Genomic DNA, 19,632 nt, shown 5'->3' on the forward strand with positions numbered 1-19,632 from the left:
ATATAGAACGATTGCCCATATTTTATGCTGCATGGTAAATGAAAGTAACCTTTATAAAAATGTTATTTTACAGACGCAGATAGCTTAAGCCCGGTACGAACCCTGTGCACTATGCTTATAACAAACCCGGCTACCATTATTATAATTCCAATCCACAGCAGGCCGATGAACGGGAACAGGTAAACCTTGAGGGTGATGATATCCTGGATGCTTTGGTCTTCCTTTATACCCAGCTCAATTTTACCGATGGCCGGATCGGTTAATTTGTTAAATTTAATAATAAGGCTTTGGGCAATTACCGTGTCGGGTATCTGGCGAAGCTGGTTATCTTTTAAAGCAATTTCAGGCATAGCCTTATACTGCATGCCATCTTTTGCAATTACGGTCATGTTCATACCAATACCCACTTCACCCGGCAGCAGTTTTTGTTTAAGTGAATCCAGGTCCTTCACCACGCTGTTCATTACAATAATGCCGTTTGAATAAAACGCAGAATCGCCGGGTTGCATTTCCACAGGTTTAAACTGGCTGGTATCATCCTTCTTCCCATCCTGCGCGGCAGATACATACACAAAAATGTCTCGGTTCCAGTAATGCTTGTTATCAGGATTGGCGGAACGGCCTTCCATTCCCTTATTGTTATTAATCAGGTCGGGATATATGCTGAAGTTTTCTTTGCCGTCTTTGCTCACAAACTGCAATTCAAAATATTGCTTACGGTTTGAGGTGTTCAGGGTGTCACGTGTATAGGTAACATCATATTTTCCCATATCTGTTTTCACACCTTTAAACAGCGTTATATTTTCCTGCGGGTCATAATCTTTGGATTTAGGCAACAATGCAATGCCGGTTGTATTCTGGCTGAGCACTGCTTTCCTGCTCGAAGAAATAAGAATGCCAACCAGCGCCAGTCCAAAACCTATATGCGCAATAGACGCACCTGCCGATTTCATCTTTCCTTTCAGCCCTATCCATATATAAGCGGCATTGGCCACCACCGCATATACCGCAGCAAACATGGCCACATGAATAGCTACCATAAAGCCGGCGCCCTTATCAGTATAATTAATATTGCCGATAAAGCTTATGCAAAGGCTTATAACAAGTGCTATAATTGTGGGTACTGAAATCTTTTTGTAAAAGGTTTTACTGTCTGTATTCTTATATTTAAAATATTGCGTTACGGCCGTAAGAATGCCGAGAATGATGGCAATGAATATCTGCACCTGGTTGTAAGAAAACAACGTGTCTTCCGGCATGGCCACATTTGTTCCAAGCACTTTATTGTAAACAGGTATAGAAGTTTTTGCTATGATAATAATGGCCGCTAAAAACAATACCAGTGCGCCAATGAACATCCAGAATTCGCGGCTGTAAGTGCTTTCTTCTTTTTTAATGGTTGGAATGGATTTACTCCTGTAAAAAAACAAAACCATTGCAGGAATAAAACATACAAGCACGAAACTAATAAGCTGTGCCGAGGTGTCTTTTTCGGTAAATGCGTGCACCGATGTATCGCCCAGTATGCCGCTCTTGGTTAAAAACGATGAATATAAAACCAGCGAAAAAGAAAGTATGTAAAAGAGATATGTGCTTTTTAAAGAATACCCGCTGCTTTTGTACACAATATTGGTATGCAGGCCGGCAATCATTACAAGCCAGGGCACCAGCGACGCATTTTCCACAGGGTCCCAGGCCCAGTAACCGCCAAAGTTTAAAGCTTCATACGCCCAGGCAGCGCCCATCATAATGCCGGTGCCTAAAACTGCGCCGGAAAATGCAGCCCAGGGAATGGATGCTTTAACCCAGGTATGATCGTTCTTTATTAATCCGCCCATGGCGTAAGCAAACGGCACCACGGTTGAGGCAAATCCCAGGAAAAGAATGGGCGGATGTATCACCATCCAGTAATTCTGCAGGGCGGCATTTAAATCGTTGCCTTCAAAAACCTTTGGAAACTGCAGGTAATCGGGATTGCTTACAAGCATTGGCGCATCTAATTCATGCCTTAACAAGGCAAACGGGTTGCTGCCAATTTTCAAACTGCCCACATAAATGCCCAGCAGCATGGTGGCAATGCAAAACTGGGCAAAGCTCACCACCGTCATTACCGGGGCTTCCCATTTTTTGCTGCGCCATATTAAAATCCAGCCCAGCAGGCAATGCCAGGTGTTCCAAAGCATAAAACTCCCTTCCTGTCCTTCCCAGAAACTGGCAAATAAATATTGCTTTTCCAGGCTGCGCGATGAATGGTTCCAGGCATAATAATATTCGTGGTAGTGATTAGCAATAATAAGGTACATGAGCACGAAAATGCCAAGCACGCTCACCGTTTCCACGGCAAAAGCAAGGCGGGCAAATTTTATCCAGCCGCGTTGTTCTTCCAGTAATTTATTTCGTGAAGCTTTAAAATAAGCGATAGTGGCTATAAGCGAAGCAATCAGGGAAAGTATTGCTAAAAAATGTCCTAACTCACCATAAAAGAGGTGCTCACCGTTGTATTTCATTTTTTATTGTAGCTCATTTAGTGAATTGCTGCTTAGCTGATATGTGTATTATGCTTTCTTATCAACTACTCAACCAATCAACTTATTCATTATTGTACTGATGCGCTTACATTCTTAGAATTGTTTTCCGCATCATCTTTATATTTTGAAGGGCATTTCAACAAGATTTCCTTGCATTCAAAAACCCCGTTTTCTACCTTGCCTTTCAGCACCAGCCTTTCACTTTTTTCCATATCGGTGGGTTTTGAATTATGATACACCACCTGTATGGAATGCCCCAGCGTATCTAAAGCCATAAAGGTTAAGTAATTGGGGTTTTTTACGGGATCGTAATTCAGCGGATGGCTTTTATCCATTTTCGCAATAAGGTTTACAAATTTTCCCGGTTTCTGTTTGGCGGAAGCGATGGTTTCATACGTGGTAACATTACCCATAAAACTTATAAGCGTTGCAATGGCTACAGCAATAAGCACCAGCGCTATGATGTGCGTCTTTTTCATGCAAAAAAAATTCGATGCGAAATTAATCTAAAACTGCATGTGAAGGCTTTAAAGATTGTAAAGGAATGTTTAATGTGGTGGATTAGTTGAATAGCTGAACGGGTTGATAAGTTGACAGGCTGCCCGTTTTGAGCTTGTTTATATTTTGAAATATATTTTAGCTGTTATCAAACAGGATGAACAATAAGCCTTGCCAGGCCCGGGTTTCCTGCGCAATGTTTAATCAAATGATTATAAAACCGTAAGCAGCTCATCTTTTTAACTCATTATTTTGACCATTTGCCCGGAATATTTGACCATAACACCGGGTATTCTGACCATATTATTCAATGTTTTGACCATATTATCAAATATTCTGACCATATTATTGAATGTTTTGACCATTTAATTGAATATTCTGACCACATTATTCAGTATTCTGACCATATTTTCAAAAAAACTGACCATTTAATTGATTGCTTTACGCTTTATTCTCATTTTTTTACTCGTTTTTGTCATCATCTTACTCTTTTAACCGGCTTATTTATGCTTTATTCTGAATGCTTTACTCTTTTTTCTGATTATTCTACTCGCTTTATTCACTGTTCTACTCTTTTTTCTGATTGTTTCCCTCTTTTACTTTAATATTTTACTCTTTTTTCCGGCCATTTCATTCATTTATCAGGTATAAACACCCGTTATTAAATAAAAAAGCTGCCCCGCAAACCCGGGACAGCTGCCTTTGCTAACAATAAAAAGTCCGAACAAAAGCCTTTATACTATAGTTGAGTATTAATAAACATCATTCAAAGCAAAAACCGGCTGGCGATACATCCATTGGCCGCCGGTAAAGTCAGGAAACTCCACTGTTTGCTGGCCCAGCTCAATAGATTGTTCACTTAAGGGCGTAATGGCGCTCCATGCGGCCGAATCGTACACATCAATGGGCGTTGGCTTCTTGCGTTTAATGCTTTCAATAAACGCATTCACCACAAAAAAGTCCATACCGCCATGACCGGCGCCTTGCGCATCGTTACTATACTTAACCCACAACGGATGATCGTATTTATCCAGCCATTCTTTTGCATCGTCCCACACATCTTCTTCTTTCGACTTGCCTTGTATGTAAATGCTGTGGTTTACATCCATCCATAAACCTTCTGTGCCCTGCACCCGGAAACCGAGCGAGTAAGGACGGGGCAAATTGGTATCGTGCTGCAATAAAATGGTTTCACCATTGTTGCAATGGATCATGGTGGTAACAATATCGCCCAGTTTAAAACGCACTTTAGCGTTGGGATGGTTTTCGCCGCACACTTTTACAATGTAATTATGCAGCCCCCTTGTTTTAGTGGCGTAAGAACATAGAGAAAGAAAGCGGTTGCCATGATTAATATTGATATAATTGGCAATGGGGCCGATGCCATGCGTGGGATACATGTCGCCGTTGCGAAAAACAGAATGGTTTGTTCTCCATTTAGCCTCGCTGAAACCCTTTTCGCCAAATTCAGCGCCCACACCGCCGTTTTTGCCGTCGTTTAATTTTATCCCGCGCAGGTCGTGCTGGTAACCGCCCTGCAAATGAATAAGCTCGCCAAACATATTCTGGCGCACCATGTTCAGCACGGCCATTACATCGCGGCGATAACAAACATTTTCCAGCATCATTACATGCGCATTATGCTTTTCAGCGGCCCGCACCAGGTTCCAGTGGTCTTCCAGCGTAATGCCCATAACCACTTCGCAGCCTATATATTTTATGCCGGCATCCATAGCGCCAAGCATCATGGGGTTATGCCATTCCCAGGGCGTAGCAATTACCACACCGTCAAGCTGTGTTTTGGCGAGCATATCTTTCCAGGCATATACATTGCCGGTAAATATTTCCGGCATTTTCTTGTTGCTTTTATTTACGATGGCTTTTGCCCGGTCCAGCATTTTGGCATCTATATCGCACATGGCCACCACATCCACATCGTTCCTGCGCAGCAGCAGCGATAAATGGCTTTCCCCGCGCAGGCCGGTGCCTATCAGCCCGATTTTTACGTTACCGTCTGCCGGTGCGGCAAATGCAGTTTTAGAAGCCATTGCAAAAGCCGCCGTGGACATTGCCGTGTTTTGAATAAATTTTCTTCTTTCCATTTGTAAGGTTTTATAGCATGAAATGATTGTTTACATGAATGGTGAATAGTAAAACGTGAAATCTTTTAAGTTTGATTATTGATTGTAATATGCTTAATACTTTTTATTTCGCTGAACCAGTTTTATACTGAAACCCCGCACGCTGCTGCATTCACGTTTCACGACTGACGTTTGACGAATAAACTAATTCAGCTCCCTGCCCCCGCTCACATCCGGTGAAGCGTCCTGTAATAAATCAAACACCACCATTTCATTCTCTCCTTTCTTCAGCCACGATGCCGGGCAGTACAAACTATGCTGCGGGCCCACATTCCAATATCTTCCCAGGTTATGACTGAACACATGCTTTGGCTGCGCCTGTGCGGAAACCGAAATAAGAATAGCAATAATCAGATAGACGGCTTTGAACAAATTTTTCTTCTGCATTTGGTTTTGAAAAATGAGAATGTATCAATCAAGCTTTGCAGGCATCGTTGAGAATTACCAAATTTAATACACAATGATGTAGATATGCATTTCAAACGTTTGCGCAAATTGGGTTTGCGTATTCTATAGAAATACTACTTGCATGCCTCCTGGCACTCTTAAGCCTCGTTAGAGGCGAAACTTTGGCAGAAAACCAGGAATTCAATTTTCAAAAAAGCCCCGCAGGGGCGATAGTTTCTGTACAACGGCCTCTTATGTTTTAAACCCCCGGAGATTTTCAAACTTCTTACGTTACCTGCTGTATAAATGCATCAAAACTTTTTACGCCTATCATTTTTGTGGTTAAATATCCTTCCGCATATTTTACGCCTATGCGTTTGCCAAACATCAGCGCCCTTGCTTTTATAACGTCTAAAAAATCAGGGTTGGAAATATAAGTTGCAGGCTCACTGGCATCTGTTGTATTAAACTGCGTGGTATAACACAACACGGCTTTTATTTTTTGCTCGTATGTATCAGAAATATCAAACAAAAAATCAGGTTTTAAATAACGGTCCTGTATGTAGTGAAAAACGTATGATGGCCGCCAGTGCTCCTGTTCTTTGCCTTCATACTCTGTTTTAATTTTCCGCAGGCCGGAGAGAAAAGCAGCATCGGCCACAAGTTCCGAACTTCTGCCGTGATCCGGGTGCCTGTCTTCAGGTGCATTGCATAAAACAATTTCAGGTTTATATTTTCTTATAGCTGCAATTACCTTCCTGGTATTGGCTTCATCTTTCTGAAAAAACCCATCGGGCATCGCCAGGTTTTCCCTTGCATGAATGCCCATGGCTTTGGCAGCATTGGCGGCTTCAATGTCCCGGGTTTCGGCAGTGCCGCGGGTGCCTAATTCACCGCGGGTAAGGTCAACAACCGCTACTTTCTTTCCTTGCGCCACGGCAGCAATTAAGGTGCCTGAGCAACCAAGTTCCACATCATCGGGGTGTACGCCAAAGGCGAGTATATCTGTTTTCATCATGGCCAAAAATAATTGAGAAAAAGCAAAGCTTATTTTAATATCAATTCCACAACAGGCACTTCATAAGGTGGTTTTGTTTCAGGAAGCTTTAATATTAAATCTGTACCATTATCCGATACCGTAAACGGCACTTCAGAATCATCGTTCAAAAATTGCGCATACGTTATTTTGCCTTTATAATTTGGCAGCACATATTTTCCGTTTGCCGGGTAATTAAAAAAGTGCAGGTATAATTTTTTTGTTGAAGGATTGTAAGTAAGCCGCTGTGCAGAATCGGGGATATTGTATTCATCCGGCGGATAGGTGCAGTTGTGAATGGCCTCATTATTTTCATGCATCCAATAAGCCAAACTATCCAGCGCCCTTGTGGCGCGGTAATCAAATTCCCCTCTTGCCGTTGGGCCTACATTTAAAATAAGGTTGCCGCCATTGGCTGTGGATGTTACTAACAGGTCAAGCAATTGTTTCTGGTCTTTCCAGGTATTTTCGTCGCGGTAATATCCCCACGAGCCGGAGAATGTCTGGCAGGTTTCCCAATATTTTCCTTTATACGCCAGCAGTTCTTTTGGCTTTACCTGTTCGGGCGTTACAAAATCGCCGCCATCGGCATAGCCTTCATTCTCAAGCCCCAGGCGGTTATTTACAATAATACCGGGCTGTAATTTCCGTACCAGTTTTATTAAATTTATGGCATCCCAATCATCTGAATGTTTACCATATTTATCATCCTTGCCCCATGTCCAGTCAAGCCAGAGAATATCTATTTTGCCATAATTAGTCAGCAGTTCTGTTACCTGGTCTTTCAGGTATTGCCTGTATTTATTCATGTCCCGGCCCTTATTCAATTTAGCATAGGCATCATCTTTTTGCTGGCCCTTTAAACTATCCGGCGGGCGTTGCGGGTGCACATCATCTACTGTATAATCGGGAAAATGCCAATCCAGCAAAGAATAATAAAAACCTATTTTAATTCCTTCCGCACGAAAAGCATCCACAAATTCTTTTACAAGGTCGCGGTGCGCCGGAGTGTTGGTTGCTTTATAATCCGTGTATTTTGAATCGAAGAGGCAAAAACCTTCATGATGTTTTGTGGTGAGCACGGCATATTTCATGCCTGCGGCTTTTGCTTCCTTTGCCCATTTTACGGGGTCAAATTCATCGGGATTAAAATTGTCAAAATATTTCTGATAAGCAGCATCAGTAATCCTTTCATGGCTTTTCACCCATTCGTGGCGGGCGGGCAAAGAATATAAGCCCCAGTGTATAAACATGCCGAAACGTGCATCTGTCCACCATTTCAGGCGCTCGGCTTTTTGTGCCGGTGTTTCGTTGAAAATTTTTTTATCCTGTGAAAAAGCGAATTGCGTTGCAAGGCAAGCCAGTAATAGCAGCAATAAATATTTTTTCATTCGTTATAAATAATTGCACTAAAAATAATAAAACGATTGATTAACCAACTATTCTCTATCAATTTGGTAACCGCACTTTGAAATATTTAAGCGTACCGGTTGTTTACTTTCGTTCAATGTCGTTCAGTAAAAAAATAATCAATGCTCAATATTCAATACTCATTTTTGCCGTTATTACAATTGAACATTGCGTATTGCATATTGAATATTGAGTGTTTAAATTTTAATAAGCGGTATTAATTTATTAATAAACATGAAGAAGAATTTAGTAGTGCTTACAGGCGCCGGCATAAGCGCTGAAAGTGGCTTAAAAACATTCCGCGACAGCGATGGTTTATGGAATGGTTATAACGTAGAAGATGTGGCCACGCCGCGTGCCTGGAAAAAGAACCAGCAACTGGTGCTTGACTTTTATAACCTGCGCCGCCGCGATGTTGCCAATGCACAGCCGAATGCGGCGCATATAGGCCTTGCGGAATTAGAGAAAGATTTTAACGTGCATATCATCACACAGAATATTGATGATTTGCATGAACGCGCCGGCAGCACCAATGTTTTGCATTTGCACGGCGAAATTTTTAAGATGCGCAGCGAACGTAATGAAGCATTGATTTATGAAATAAGAAATGATATTTTACCGGGCGATGTGGCTGAAGACGGCGCACAATTACGCCCGCATATTGTTTGGTTTGAAGAGCCGGTGCCCATGATTGAACGCGCTGCAGAAGTTGCTGCCATAGCAGATATTTTTGTAGTGATAGGCACATCGCTGGCTGTTTATCCCGCCGCCGGTTTAATTAATTATGCGCCCCGCGCCATACCAAAATTTATTGTTGACAAGCATGTTCCGTATGCTTCCTTGTATAATCTTACAGCTATTGAAAAACCGGCAACTGAAGGAGTTATTGAATTAACGCGATTGTTGAATGCAAGCAAGGCCCAGCTATAATATTATTCTTTCCAGAAATCATAATAATTAAACCATTGTTCCGGGTAAGCCTTCACTTTTTCTTCCATTGCTTCAGCAAAATCTTTCAACATGCGGGCAATAGATTCATCCTTCTCATATATTGAATAATCTTTGGCTCCGGTGGAGAAAAAATGATAATGAAACGTGGTTTCCTTCAATGCAAATACAAAGGCAACCGGTACTTTAAATTTTGCCGCCAATAAAAAAGGGCCAAACGGAAATTTTGCAGGGCTGCCCAAAAAACCGGTTTCAACGGTTTTGTTACCTTCCACAAAACGGTCGGCATGCATGCACACCAGCTCATTGTTTTTCAGCGCTTCATTTATTTCGAAAATGTGGGAGAGGTCATTTTTTATAACGATGATCTTAGCCGTTGTTTCGCCGGTAACGCTTTTGAGGTATTCTTTTATTTTCTGATGTTCGCCATCAAACATTACAATATTAATGCGGGTATTCAGGCGCTTTAATAAATAACCGGCAATTTCCCAGTTGCCAATATGAGCGCTTAACAGCAGCCCGCCTTTTTGCAAAGCTGTAATGCTGCGCAGGTTTTCTTCCCCATCAAAATTAAAAGTAAAATTTACGGCTGCGCCCGACATGATGGCGATTTTATCAATCAGCGTTTGGCCAAGCCGGTAATAGTTTTTGTATAGTTTAAGCAGGGAGGTTAAGCGCCCGCAATGCAGCCGCTCCCGGTAAAAGCCGTAAATAATTTTGGATGTTTTAAATGAGAAGAGAAAATAATAAAATGCAACAATTGCAAGCAATGCATAAGCAGGCCTTACGCCAAATTTTTTAATGACCGTTACAAAAATGCTGTATCCTAAAGTGGTGCCCTTGCTACTGCCTTGCCATGATGGCATTATACAAGCTGTTTTGAATTTACCCGCGAAATTATATAATCATAAAAATCGCTGAAGGTATGAATGTGCAGGAAATCGCCCGGCTTTACCTTAAAGTGAAAGTTGTTTTCAATTACAACAACAAGGTCTATATAATCGAGGCTATCTAAATCGAGTGTTTCTTTTAAATTGCCCTCAGCAACAATTTTCTCCGGTTCCACTTCAAACTCTTCAGCAAGAAAACTGTTAATCTTCGCTACTATTTCTCCATTCATGTTCATGGCAGTCTTAGGTTCAGTGTTTTATTACAATAATTGATGAATTCGTTCCTCCAAACCCAAAGGAATTGCTCAAAAATACATTTATATTTTTTTCCAGCGTATTTTTTACAAGATTCAGTTTAACCGAATCTTCATCAGGGTTTTCAAAATTAATATTGGGTGCAATAAAATTATTTTGCATCATAAGCATTGAATAAACTATCTCGCTGGCGCCGGCCATCCAGCACTCATGCCCTGTCATGGATTTGGTAGAACTTACAAAAGGTTTGCTATCGCCAAATACCTCGTTAATAGCCCTGGCTTCACTCGCATCACCAGCCTGTGTAGAAGTTGCATGCGCATTGATATAATCAATTTCCGCAGCCAGCAAACCGGCATCTTTCAGGGCCATTTGCAGAGAACGGACAGGTCCGCTTACGGTTGGGTTAGAAATATGTTCCCCGTTGGATGAAAACCCATACCCTATTACTTCGCCCAAAATAGGTGCGCCGCGTTTTTGAGCCGATTCAAGGCTTTCTAAAATAACGGTTGCAGCGCCACCGCTTGGCACAAGGCCATCGCGGGTGCGGTCAAAAGGGCGGGAAGCTTTTATGGGTTCGGATTCATGCGTGGAGAATGCGCCCAGTGCATCAAAATTACCCATGGAAAGATGGTTGATCTCCTGTGCACCGCCGGCAATAACACAATCCTGCAAACCTGTTTTTATAAAAAGATAAGCAAGGCCGATAGCATGCGATCCGCTGGCGCAGGCGGCACTTACCGTAAAATTGATACCCTTCAATTTAAAGATGGTTGAGAGGTTCATGGTAACGGTAGAATTCATGGTTTTGAACACCGAAGCCGAACCCACCATCATGGTATCTTTTTTCTGCCGCATAATGTCAACACCTTCTATAACAGGCTGTGCAGAACTATCGTTGCCAAACAGAATACCCACTTCATGTTCATGCATATAATCTTCATCAAGCCTTGCATTTTTTAAAGCTTCGAGCGTGGACACATAAGCATATTCACCTTGTTCAGGCAACATTATTCTTGAACGCCTGTCGAGCAACTCTTTCAGGTTTGGTTTGTCAACCCAGCCGGTGAGGCCGGAACGGTAACCAAATTCTTTACGCACAGGATCGAGCACAATACCCGACCTGCCTTTAAATAAAGAATCTTTTACTTCATCAAGGTTTTTACCGATACATGAATAAATACCCAAACCTGTTATTACAACTCTGTTCATAAGCCCCAACCCCTAAAAGGGAGTTTTAATGTGCGTTTATAATTCTATATAATTTAATTATTTGCTGCACTTTATGGTAAAAGTTTTTTGGCTGCCATGAAAAACTTTAGTACAAGGGAGTGACACAACAAATGTTTAATTGAAATACTGCTGCCGGTCACATAAAAAAATAAAACAGCCTTCAGGCTGCAATATAAATTATGTGTGCAAACCGCCGTTTACAGAAATTACTTCGCCCGTAATATAAGCGGCCTGGGGCGCAGCCAGGAAACCAACTGTATAGGCTACTTCTTCAGGTGTTCCAAAACGGTTAACCGGGATTAATGATTTTAGCTGGCTTTCATCGAGATCCTGTGTCATATCTGTTTTAATAAAACCCGGGGCAATGGCATTAACGGTTATATTTCTTTTGCCAACTTCCTGCGCCAGGGCTTTTGTGGCGCCGATGATACCTGCTTTAGCAGCAGAATAATTTACCTGGCCCGGCATGCCTTTTATACCTGAAAGTGAAACGATATTGATGATGCGCCCATAACGTTTTTGCAGCATGCTGTTCAATACAATACGCGTTACATAAAAAAAGCCACCGAGGCTTGTATTTACTACATTGTCCCACTGAGCATCATTCATCCAGAACATTAAAGCATCATCCCTTATGCCGGCATTGTTTACCAATACTTCTATTGATTTATCCGTGTTCTTTTCAATCCATTCGCCCAATATATTTTTTATAGCTTCCTTGTCTGCCACATCAAATTGCAATAATTCGCCGGTTGCATTTTTTTCTTCCACAGCCTGCAAGGTTTTACGGGCTTCGTCCTCATTACTCCTGTAATTAATAATAACATGATAACCCATTTCTGCGAGCTTAATGCAAACAGCTTTTCCAATACCTCTTGAACCGCCTGTAACCAATGCAGATTTCATCTGTTTTTTGTTTTTATCTGGTCAGATGTAACGCCTGTGTGAAAAATATTTTACACAGGCGTTTCATCAATACTGTATTTCGTGCAAAGATATTTTAATTATTGGCCACCGGTAATTCTGCGTTTATTAACGCCAAAGGATCCGATGTTTCAAAGTAATCCTTAACTTTTGCAAGCTCTTTATACCTCGGCATATCGTTAATAAACTTAGGAAATATTTTCCTTATTGCTGTATAAACAGCATTGGTTTTTGAAGAGAGCTGTGCAGAACAATCAAGATAATCCACAGCCTGCAGTACAGTCATCATTTGGATAGCTAAAACCTCGAAAGAATTATCGATTACTTTTTTGGTTATTAAGGCCGCGTTTGTGCCCATGCTTACCATATCCTGGTTATCATTATTGTTAGGTATGCTATGCACATACATGGGAAAAGACAGGGTTTGGTTCTCCGCAACAGTAGAAACAGCCGTAAACTGCACGCCCTGCATACCAAAATTATAACCAAGCACACCAAGGTTTACAAACGGCGGAAACTTCTGGTTAAGTTTATCATTTAGTAAATAATTCAACTGGCGTTCGCTAAGCATGGAAAGCTTTGTTATCGCTATTTTCAGCTTATCCATTTCAAGTGAAACATAATCGCCATGAAAATTACCGCCATGAAAAATATTATGGTTTTCATGATCAACAACAGGGTTATCGTTCACGGAATTCAATTCATCCGTAACAATTTTTTCTGCATGCTGAATGGTATCGAAGATGGGCCCTAATATTTGTGTAACGCAGCGCAGTGAATAATATTCCTGCACTTTATCTTCAAAAATTTCTTTTTGTCTTATGGCATCAGATTCATATAAATGCTCTTTGCGGCTGCGGATAAGTTTACTGTCGCTGAGAATATCCCGCATTGCAGCCGCTACCCAGTTTTGTCCTTTATGCGGCTTTACAATATTCAGTTCATAAGAAAAATGATCGGAATAAGCACCCACTACTTCATTGGTTATTGCAGATAAAATAATTATCCAATGCAATAATTTATTGGCCTGGAGAATATTTATCATACCGATGCCCGTCATGGCAGAAGTGCCGTTTAGCACAGCAAGCCCTTCGCGTATATGAATGTTAAGTGGTTGAATATTGAAGCGGTTAAACACTTCAGCAGTTGGCTGAATTTCATCTTCAAAATACACTTCGCCTTCACCAATTAAAGTAAGTGCAAGATGGGCAAGCTGCACCAGGTCGCCACTGGCGCCCACACCACCGTGTTCGTAAATGCAGGGAACAATATTTTTATTGATAAGCGTTGCCAGCAATTCAACCGTTTCTGTATGTATGCCCGAATAGCCCTGCATTAAACTATTTAAACGGGCAATGGTTACTGCCTTGCAAAGCAATGGGGGCAAGGGTTTGCCGCTGCCGGAACTATGGCTTCTTATTAAATTATACTGTAACTGAAGCGTTCTGTCGTCACTAATCCTGTATTGGGCCATTGGGCCAAAACCGGTGTTAATTCCGTAAATAACTTTCTCGGTTGAAAATTGCTTTAGAAATTCGAAATTCTTATCAATTTTTTCAAGCGCTTCTTTATTTAACTCTATTTCACTTTCTTCAAAAAGAATTTGTAAAAAATCTTTTAAAGAAAGAATCCGTCCGCCAACTTCTGTCATATCAGTAAATAGTTTGGGCTACAATGTATTGTGACAAAGCAAATAAAATATAAGCAAATAGCAAATTTTTTTAAACGGCAGCGCAACTGCTACAGGGCAATAATGCTTTATGACGAAAGATGAAACGCTAATCCGCATAATAAAGAAAGCAAGGCAGATAATAAATGGACTGCCGCAAAAAATAAGTATTGATTCCGGTTTATTAACATCAGCAGCAATTTGCAGCATTGTATGAAATCAAAAGCATTATTGATGAAAAGAACATTTGCATACTTTGTATTTTTTGCATTTGCGCTTATTTCTTTTTCCGCATGTAAGAAAGATAGTGGCAGCATTAGCGGCGGTGGCGACTATTACATGAAATTTAAGCGCGATGGGAAAGAAATTAAAATGACATACACCCCGCAAGCTCTTTTTGCTGATGTTTCTTCCATAGGGTTATACAACGGCACATTTGAAGCTTTTACAAGCGATGGAAAAACAACCATGATATTGATAATATACGATCCATCGCCTGTGGCTGCCGGCAAAACTTATACGCAGGATTATTTATCAACAGCTTCCCTGCCCCAGGCACAATTAGCTTATACAGATGAAACCACAACCGGTTATTCATCCGGTTCAACTATACTTAATCCTGATGCAAGCACTACCGTTTCTATCAGCGATCGCACAGATACTTATATTAAAGGCACTTTTTCCGGGAAGCTGCTTACAAGCGATTATAAGGGGATTAAATACAATATTACCGATGGGGAATTTTACCTTAAAATAGTAAAGTAACGTGAGTCTCGGATAAGCATTTCAATGATGAAGATGTTTGCGAATTGAGCAGGGATTTGTATCGTCATGTCGGGGAAACGAGACATTTTCTGAAATTCAGACTGGTTGAAAGCTAAGAGATTTATCCTATCGTCGAAATGACGTTCGAAGATGTCTGTATTTGTAACAAATTTTCAATTTCATAGCATAACGCCTCACATATGTTTATCCAGAACTCACATTAAAGTAGGTATATTGTCCGAATTACAAACCCACGTTTGCAAGCACCTGGTTTAAATCTCTTTCATCCTTTTTTATTAATATATTCATTGCGGTATTGACAGCCCTTTCGGCCTGCTTTACATGACGAAGGTTATGTGCAATCAAAAACATAAATACATCGCCCAGTTTTAATTTAATAAACTTCGCAATAGAAACAGGTATCCTTATTTTATTCAAATTAACATACCTGGCCTGCTGAAGCAATAGCAATAATGTTTCCTGCTGGTTTATAAATGTGGCAATTATTTCGTCACTGTTACCTTCATTTGTTATGGTATAACCTTTTGGCGCCTTCATCTTTTTTACAGCAGTACCATTTTCTCCGGGCAGCATAAGTTTTGTAAAATAATTGCCAAGCCATCCCGGTGTAAATATTTCAGCAGCCGGCTGATGCTTTAACCTTGCCATATCAATAGCCCTTTCTATTGCAGGCAGGTAATAACGGCCATAAGCATTCAAATGGCCAAGGCATTGCATAGCGCTCCATGAGCCTTGCGAAGGCTGTTGTTTAAAAACAGGCGAAGGCATCATTTGCCATTGCTGCACAGCGATATTTAAAATACTTTCAGTTTGCTCTTCCAGCAGTTCAATCAGTTCTTGTGTATTGTGTGTTTTCATATATTTTGTTTATGATGCAAAGCTTGCATTTGCGCTGTTGTAAAATATTGGTAAAAACCAAGAATTTATAAACAGCAGCTATAAACGTACTGTGCCGAGCAGTTTACTGAAATTGGTGGCGTCAATGCCAAGATAAGATGCAAGGTATTTATGAGGAATAAGATTTAATACATGCGGGCTGCGTTTTAGAAGTGCCCTGAATTTTTCTTCAGCAGAAAAACATTGCAATTCTATCTGCCTTTCCAAAACTCCTGCAAACGTAAAGCTCAAAGATTTAAACATGCATGCCTGGAAATCCGGGTAACGCTGCAATAAATTATTCACCTGTTTGTATTCGGTTCGCAGAAAACTGCTTGCCGTGAGGGTTTCCAGAAAAAACCGCGAGGGTTGTTGCAGCAAAAAAGAATCTGCAATGCCTGAAAAGGAAAAGGCATAGGTAAATACAATGGTTGCTTCGCGGCCATCATCATGCGCATAAAAACCACGCTGCACGCCATCTAAAACAAAATATAAATAACGTTCTGTTTCACCGGCTTTTGTAAGCAGGGTTTTGCGTTTGGCTTCATAAGGTTTCCATATCGAAGCAAATTCATTCCAAACATTATCCTGCAAAGGTTGTATGGCTAAGATTATTTTCTTCAAATGATCCAAGGCCAGCATGGTTTCCATTGTTGTAAAATAAAAAATAAAATCCTTTTGATGTGTACGGATTTAAAAACCCCGTTTGTCTTTAACCAAAACAATAACAATTATGGAAACACAAACTATGCAGCCTGCTGCAAAAAGCAAACGTCAAATTGTAAAGCCTGAAGAATGGCTGAAAGCACGCAAAGAATTATTACAGAAAGAAAAAGAGTTTACCAGGGCTTATGATAAATTAAGGGCTGAGCGGCTTGCATTGCCCTGGACAAAACTGACCAAAAATTATGTGTTCGACAGCATTGATGGCAAAATATCATTGGCAAACCTGTTTGATGGCTGCAGCCAGTTAATTATCCAGCATTTTATGTTTGACCCCGGTTGGGAAGAAGGTTGTGTGGGCTGCTCTTTCGGCGCCGATCATGCACAGGCTGCGTTAATACATTTAAACAATCATGATGTAAGTTATGTGGCTGTTTCCCGTGCACCGGTTGAAAAAATTGAAGCATTTAAAAAGCGCATGGGCTGGACATTTCCATGGGTTTCATCATTAAACAACGATTTCAATTTCGATTTTCATGTATCGTTCAAACCGCAGGACATTGTGGATGGCAAAGTGTATTACAATTATGACATGCAGCCTTATATGGGTGAAGAAGCTCCGGGCGACAGCTCTTTTTTTAAAGATGAAGATGGAAATATATTTCATACCTATTCATCGTTTGCGCGTGGCGGTGAAAATCAAATATCAACTTACATGATACTTGACACGGCGCCGTTAGGCCGCAATGAAGGAGAAGGCGAAAACCTTACAAGCTGGGTTCGGCATCATGATAAGTATAATGCCGGCGGGCACGTTAATAAAGAAGGGCGTTATATAACTGAACAGGAAAACGGCTGTTGCTGCCATAATGAAGAACATAAACATAAGTGACATGCAATGCAATTGTAACAAGCATATAACGCCATTAAAAATTACCGAAAACAAGCAAGGCAAAAAGAAGGCAGCCCGGCGCGGAAGAGCTTTTATAGAAATGGCTGTGCCTGCATTTGTTTTTATGCTTATACCAAAATGCCCGGTTTGCCTTGCCGGTTATATTGCACTGGCCACTGGCGCCGGTATATCTTTAACCACCGCCACCTATATGAGAATTGGTTTGATTATAGCATGCGTTGCATCGTTGGTATATTTTGTTTTTAAACAGGTGAGTAAATATTTATTTCATAACTGATGAACGTAAATTGCGATGCAGAAAAGGTTATAATTAATGCTGAGATAACCCGGGGATTTATAGCTGCCATGAAAATTTGTTGTACAAGGGAGTCCACGATTAAAATCGGGATAGATGACACAACCGTGATGCCATGAAATACGATAGCTGATAACATAAAAATTCATCACCAAAAAGCAATACTATATTTCAATGGAAAACTTTTTGTTCATCGTAAGGGAAGACCTGCAACGATTAAAGGAAACCGGGGCGCAACAGCAACGCATACAGGAAATGACAAAATGGTGTGAAGGTTTGGCGGAATCTGGCAACTATAAAGGCGGCGACCCGCTTAAAACAAACGGGAGTTATATTACAAAAGACAATGTGCTTTCTGACGGGCCTTTTATTGAAGCAAAGGAATGTATAAGTGGTTTTATTTTATTGCATGCCGAAAATATGGAACAGGCCATTGCCATTGCACAAACATGCCCTTATGTTTTGGATGGATCGATGGCACTTGAAATAAGGCCGATGCTTACGGCTACAATGATGAGCTGATGTACAATTTGCAGCAACAGGTTGACCAGTTATATAAAAAGCAATATGGAAAAATGATTGCCATGCTGTTGTATTGTTTTCGCGACATGCATATGGAAACTGCAGAAGATGTGGTGCAGGATACTTTTTCATCTGCATTAACTTCATGGAGTCACGGTAACATGCCGGAAAATATGGAAGGATGGTTGTTTAAGGTTTGCAGGAATAAAGCCATTAACAAGCTGAAAGAAAAAAAACATTTGCCGGGAGATGCAATGAATAGCCTAAGCATTCATGAAACCATATTTCCCGAATCGCTTATAAAAGACCAGGGGCTGAAATTATTATTTGCATGCGCACATCCTGAACTTTCGCCAAAGGCGCAGGTGGTTATTACACTTAAATATGTCATCAATTTAAAAGTTGAACCCATTGCCAAAATACTTGCCATGAGCATTGATGGCATTGATAAGCTGCTTGTGCGGTCGAGGCAAAAAATAAAAGATGAAAAAATATTGTTTAAAGAATTAACAGCGGAGGCATTAGAACAACGTTTACCAATCGTCCATAAAATTCTTTACCTGGTTTTTAATGAAGGCTATAAATCATCGTGGGGCAAACAATTAATACGGGAAGAGCTTTGTGAAGATGCGTTGATAATGACTAAAATATTATTGGAAAGCAGTTTTGCCAATAAAGAAACGCAGGCATTATTTGCCTTAATGCTGTTTAATGCAGCAAGGTTAAAATCGAGGTTTTCTGCAGATGGGGTTTTGCTCGACCTGGAGGAGCAGGACCGCCGTTTATGGAACGAGGATTTGATTATGCTGGGATGGAAACATCTTCACGATTCAAAAGATAATGTTGTATCACCGTATCATTACGAGGCCTCCATTGCTTACCTGCATTGCAATGCAGCGGGTTTTAAATCTACAGACTGGAATACGATCAAAGGGCTTTATTTAAAATTATTACAACTTAATTCAAACCCTTTTATTGAATTGAATTACGCCATCGCCTTATATTATGCAGGCAAAAAAGAAGACGCATTTTCTATTTTAAAAAAGCTGGAACAAAATGCATTTATGCATCAATACCATTTATTAAATACCGCTTTGGGAAAATTGTATTTGCTGGAAGGTGATAAGCTCAATGCAAAAAAATACCTGGCATTGGCTGCAACGCAAACAAATATGCTGGCAGAGAAAATTTTTATTGAACGATTAATGAGAAGGATTGATGAAGACTAAAAGCTTTGATGATAAGAAATTTCAAAAGCGGCTGATCGTAATTCGTATAAGCTTTTAAATATTGGCGGGCTTATAAGATGCTTTCATTTTATAACAAACTTCACCGGCTTTCAGGATTTTGGCATTCACATTAAAAACGCTTTCTTCCACTTGCTCAAAATCAATGGAAAAACTGATAACAGTATTTGCTTCCGGTTCAATTATACGCAGGAATTTTATTTCATCTGCCTTAATTAGCCGGAGTTTGGAATGAAGCGCTTCTTCTAAAAGTTCTTTTATTATTTGGAGCATACAGGCCCCGGGCAAAACAGCCCTCACAGGAAAATGGCCCATGAATATCTCATGAGCGCTGTTAAGTCCAATCAATGCCGTAATTGAATTGGTTGCCTGTTCGATATGTTGGATAATATAAAGAGCATTTTTCAGCAT

20 protein-coding genes are annotated in these 19,632 nt (G+C 40.6%); 6 read left to right on the top strand and 14 right to left on the bottom strand.

What is annotated here, in order from left to right; translation table 11 throughout:
• Positions 1-62: 62 nt before the first annotated feature.
• From ccsA to BM015_RS19665, 6 genes are all read right to left on the bottom strand, one after another.
• Positions 63-2,507: a cytochrome c biogenesis protein CcsA gene (gene ccsA, locus BM015_RS19640; RefSeq protein WP_090662774.1), complete on the bottom strand. Its 2,445-nt coding sequence runs from the start codon at positions 2,505-2,507 to the stop codon at positions 63-65.
• 89 nt (positions 2,508-2,596) lie between these two features.
• Positions 2,597-3,007 carry a cytochrome c maturation protein CcmE domain-containing protein gene (locus BM015_RS19645; protein WP_090662775.1) on the bottom strand — a complete coding sequence of 137 codons (411 nt, stop codon included), beginning with the start codon at positions 3,005-3,007 and terminating at the stop codon, positions 2,597-2,599.
• A 771-nt stretch (positions 3,008-3,778) separates the two neighbouring features.
• Positions 3,779-5,128: a Gfo/Idh/MocA family protein gene (locus tag BM015_RS19650; protein WP_090662777.1), complete on the bottom strand. Its 1,350-nt coding sequence runs from the start codon at positions 5,126-5,128 to the stop codon at positions 3,779-3,781.
• Positions 5,129-5,311: 183 nt separating this feature from the next.
• Positions 5,312-5,554 carry a hypothetical protein gene (locus tag BM015_RS19655; protein WP_090662779.1) on the bottom strand — a complete coding sequence of 81 codons (243 nt, stop codon included), beginning with the start codon at positions 5,552-5,554 and terminating at the stop codon, positions 5,312-5,314.
• Between the two features lie 286 nt (positions 5,555-5,840).
• Positions 5,841-6,572, bottom strand: a complete 732-nt coding sequence (gene bshB1, locus BM015_RS19660; RefSeq protein ID WP_245751513.1) for a bacillithiol biosynthesis deacetylase BshB1 — start codon at positions 6,570-6,572, stop codon at positions 5,841-5,843.
• A 29-nt stretch (positions 6,573-6,601) separates the two neighbouring features.
• Positions 6,602-7,981, bottom strand: a complete 1,380-nt coding sequence (locus tag BM015_RS19665; RefSeq protein WP_090662783.1) for an alpha-L-fucosidase — start codon at positions 7,979-7,981, stop codon at positions 6,602-6,604.
• Between the two features lie 253 nt (positions 7,982-8,234).
• On the opposite strand from BM015_RS19665, the gene BM015_RS19670 reads away from it, so the two are divergent.
• The gene (locus BM015_RS19670) at positions 8,235-8,930 is read left to right on the top strand and encodes an SIR2 family NAD-dependent protein deacylase (RefSeq protein WP_090662785.1); all 696 of its coding nucleotides are present in this window, start codon (positions 8,235-8,237) and stop codon (positions 8,928-8,930) included.
• A 2-nt stretch (positions 8,931-8,932) separates the two neighbouring features.
• On the opposite strand, the gene BM015_RS19675 is transcribed toward BM015_RS19670, so the two are convergent.
• The 5 genes from BM015_RS19675 to BM015_RS19695 form a co-directional block, all read right to left on the bottom strand.
• Positions 8,933-9,814: an LpxL/LpxP family acyltransferase gene (locus BM015_RS19675; protein ID WP_090662787.1), complete on the bottom strand. Its 882-nt coding sequence runs from the start codon at positions 9,812-9,814 to the stop codon at positions 8,933-8,935.
• Positions 9,814-10,068, bottom strand: a complete 255-nt coding sequence (locus BM015_RS19680; RefSeq protein WP_218148574.1) for a phosphopantetheine-binding protein — start codon at positions 10,066-10,068, stop codon at positions 9,814-9,816. The genes BM015_RS19675 and BM015_RS19680 overlap by 1 nt, the downstream gene beginning before the upstream one ends.
• A gap of 19 nt (positions 10,069-10,087) precedes the next feature.
• The gene (locus tag BM015_RS19685) at positions 10,088-11,305 is read right to left on the bottom strand and encodes a beta-ketoacyl-[acyl-carrier-protein] synthase family protein (RefSeq protein ID WP_090662791.1); all 1,218 of its coding nucleotides are present in this window, start codon (positions 11,303-11,305) and stop codon (positions 10,088-10,090) included.
• A gap of 198 nt (positions 11,306-11,503) precedes the next feature.
• Entirely contained in the window at positions 11,504-12,232 is a 729-nt protein-coding gene (gene fabG / locus BM015_RS19690) for a flexirubin biosynthesis SDR family reductase FlxB (RefSeq protein WP_090662793.1), read from the bottom strand.
• Positions 12,233-12,326: 94 nt separating this feature from the next.
• The gene (locus BM015_RS19695; RefSeq protein ID WP_090662795.1) at positions 12,327-13,901 is read right to left on the bottom strand and encodes a flexirubin biosynthesis tyrosine ammonia-lyase FlxA; all 1,575 of its coding nucleotides are present in this window, start codon (positions 13,899-13,901) and stop codon (positions 12,327-12,329) included.
• A gap of 252 nt (positions 13,902-14,153) precedes the next feature.
• Between BM015_RS19695 and BM015_RS19700 the strand changes: the two genes are divergently transcribed.
• Positions 14,154-14,684 carry a hypothetical protein gene (locus BM015_RS19700; RefSeq protein ID WP_143075928.1) on the top strand — a complete coding sequence of 177 codons (531 nt, stop codon included), beginning with the start codon at positions 14,154-14,156 and terminating at the stop codon, positions 14,682-14,684.
• Positions 14,685-14,927: 243 nt separating this feature from the next.
• Here BM015_RS19700 and BM015_RS19705 read toward each other — a convergent pair whose 3' ends face one another.
• Positions 14,928-15,563 carry a DinB family protein gene (locus BM015_RS19705; protein ID WP_090662799.1) on the bottom strand — a complete coding sequence of 212 codons (636 nt, stop codon included), beginning with the start codon at positions 15,561-15,563 and terminating at the stop codon, positions 14,928-14,930.
• Positions 15,564-15,641: 78 nt separating this feature from the next.
• Complete coding sequence (locus tag BM015_RS19710; RefSeq protein WP_090662801.1) at positions 15,642-16,232, bottom strand: Crp/Fnr family transcriptional regulator; 591 nt, start codon at positions 16,230-16,232, stop codon at positions 15,642-15,644.
• A gap of 82 nt (positions 16,233-16,314) precedes the next feature.
• Between BM015_RS19710 and BM015_RS19715 the strand changes: the two genes are divergently transcribed.
• The 4 genes from BM015_RS19715 to BM015_RS19730 all read left to right on the top strand — a co-directional run bounded on the left by BM015_RS19715 (position 16,315) and on the right by BM015_RS19730 (position 19,203).
• On the top strand, positions 16,315-17,136 hold the full coding sequence (locus tag BM015_RS19715) for a DUF899 domain-containing protein (protein WP_218148575.1): 822 nt from the start codon (positions 16,315-16,317) through the stop codon (positions 17,134-17,136).
• Position 17,137: 1 nt separating this feature from the next.
• Complete coding sequence (locus BM015_RS19720) at positions 17,138-17,434, top strand: hypothetical protein (protein ID WP_143075929.1); 297 nt, start codon at positions 17,138-17,140, stop codon at positions 17,432-17,434.
• 192 nt (positions 17,435-17,626) lie between these two features.
• The gene (locus BM015_RS19725; RefSeq protein ID WP_090662805.1) at positions 17,627-17,974 is read left to right on the top strand and encodes a YciI family protein; all 348 of its coding nucleotides are present in this window, start codon (positions 17,627-17,629) and stop codon (positions 17,972-17,974) included.
• On the top strand, positions 17,974-19,203 hold the full coding sequence (locus BM015_RS19730; protein ID WP_090662807.1) for an RNA polymerase sigma factor: 1,230 nt from the start codon (positions 17,974-17,976) through the stop codon (positions 19,201-19,203). Before BM015_RS19725 ends, BM015_RS19730 begins: the two co-directional genes overlap by 1 nt.
• Before the next feature lie 54 nt (positions 19,204-19,257).
• On the opposite strand, the gene BM015_RS19735 is transcribed toward BM015_RS19730, so the two are convergent.
• A complete protein-coding gene (locus BM015_RS19735) occupies positions 19,258-19,632 on the bottom strand; it encodes an ApeI family dehydratase (protein ID WP_090662809.1) in 375 nt (124 codons plus the stop codon).

The organism is Parafilimonas terrae, assembly GCF_900115755.1.
GTDB classification, from domain to species: Bacteria; Bacteroidota; Bacteroidia; order Chitinophagales; family Chitinophagaceae; genus Parafilimonas; species Parafilimonas terrae.

Coding starts and splice junctions, on each gene's coding strand:
- BM015_RS19695 (WP_090662795.1), bottom strand. CDS start 13,901: ATGACAGAAGTTGGCGGACGGATTCTTTCTTTAAAAGATTTTTTACAA.
- fabG (WP_090662793.1), bottom strand. CDS start 12,232: ATGAAATCTGCATTGGTTACAGGCGGTTCAAGAGGTATTGGAAAAGCT.
- BM015_RS19715 (WP_218148575.1), top strand. CDS start 16,315: ATGGAAACACAAACTATGCAGCCTGCTGCAAAAAGCAAACGTCAAATT.
- BM015_RS19655 (WP_090662779.1), bottom strand. CDS start 5,554: ATGCAGAAGAAAAATTTGTTCAAAGCCGTCTATCTGATTATTGCTATT.
- BM015_RS19680 (WP_218148574.1), bottom strand. CDS start 10,068: ATGAATGGAGAAATAGTAGCGAAGATTAACAGTTTTCTTGCTGAAGAG.
- BM015_RS19730 (WP_090662807.1), top strand. CDS start 17,974: ATGTACAATTTGCAGCAACAGGTTGACCAGTTATATAAAAAGCAATAT.
- BM015_RS19735 (WP_090662809.1), bottom strand. CDS start 19,632: ATGCTGAAAAATGCTCTTTATATTATCCAACATATCGAACAGGCAACC.
- BM015_RS19650 (WP_090662777.1), bottom strand. CDS start 5,128: ATGGAAAGAAGAAAATTTATTCAAAACACGGCAATGTCCACGGCGGCT.
- BM015_RS19645 (WP_090662775.1), bottom strand. CDS start 3,007: ATGAAAAAGACGCACATCATAGCGCTGGTGCTTATTGCTGTAGCCATT.
- BM015_RS19705 (WP_090662799.1), bottom strand. CDS start 15,563: ATGAAAACACACAATACACAAGAACTGATTGAACTGCTGGAAGAGCAA.
- BM015_RS19670 (WP_090662785.1), top strand. CDS start 8,235: ATGAAGAAGAATTTAGTAGTGCTTACAGGCGCCGGCATAAGCGCTGAA.
- BM015_RS19700 (WP_143075928.1), top strand. CDS start 14,154: ATGAAAAGAACATTTGCATACTTTGTATTTTTTGCATTTGCGCTTATT.
- BM015_RS19725 (WP_090662805.1), top strand. CDS start 17,627: ATGGAAAACTTTTTGTTCATCGTAAGGGAAGACCTGCAACGATTAAAG.
- bshB1 (WP_245751513.1), bottom strand. CDS start 6,572: ATGATGAAAACAGATATACTCGCCTTTGGCGTACACCCCGATGATGTG.
- BM015_RS19685 (WP_090662791.1), bottom strand. CDS start 11,305: ATGAACAGAGTTGTAATAACAGGTTTGGGTATTTATTCATGTATCGGT.
- BM015_RS19710 (WP_090662801.1), bottom strand. CDS start 16,232: ATGGAAACCATGCTGGCCTTGGATCATTTGAAGAAAATAATCTTAGCC.
- BM015_RS19720 (WP_143075929.1), top strand. CDS start 17,138: ATGCAATGCAATTGTAACAAGCATATAACGCCATTAAAAATTACCGAA.
- BM015_RS19665 (WP_090662783.1), bottom strand. CDS start 7,981: ATGAAAAAATATTTATTGCTGCTATTACTGGCTTGCCTTGCAACGCAA.
- BM015_RS19675 (WP_090662787.1), bottom strand. CDS start 9,814: ATGCCATCATGGCAAGGCAGTAGCAAGGGCACCACTTTAGGATACAGC.
- ccsA (WP_090662774.1), bottom strand. CDS start 2,507: ATGAAATACAACGGTGAGCACCTCTTTTATGGTGAGTTAGGACATTTT.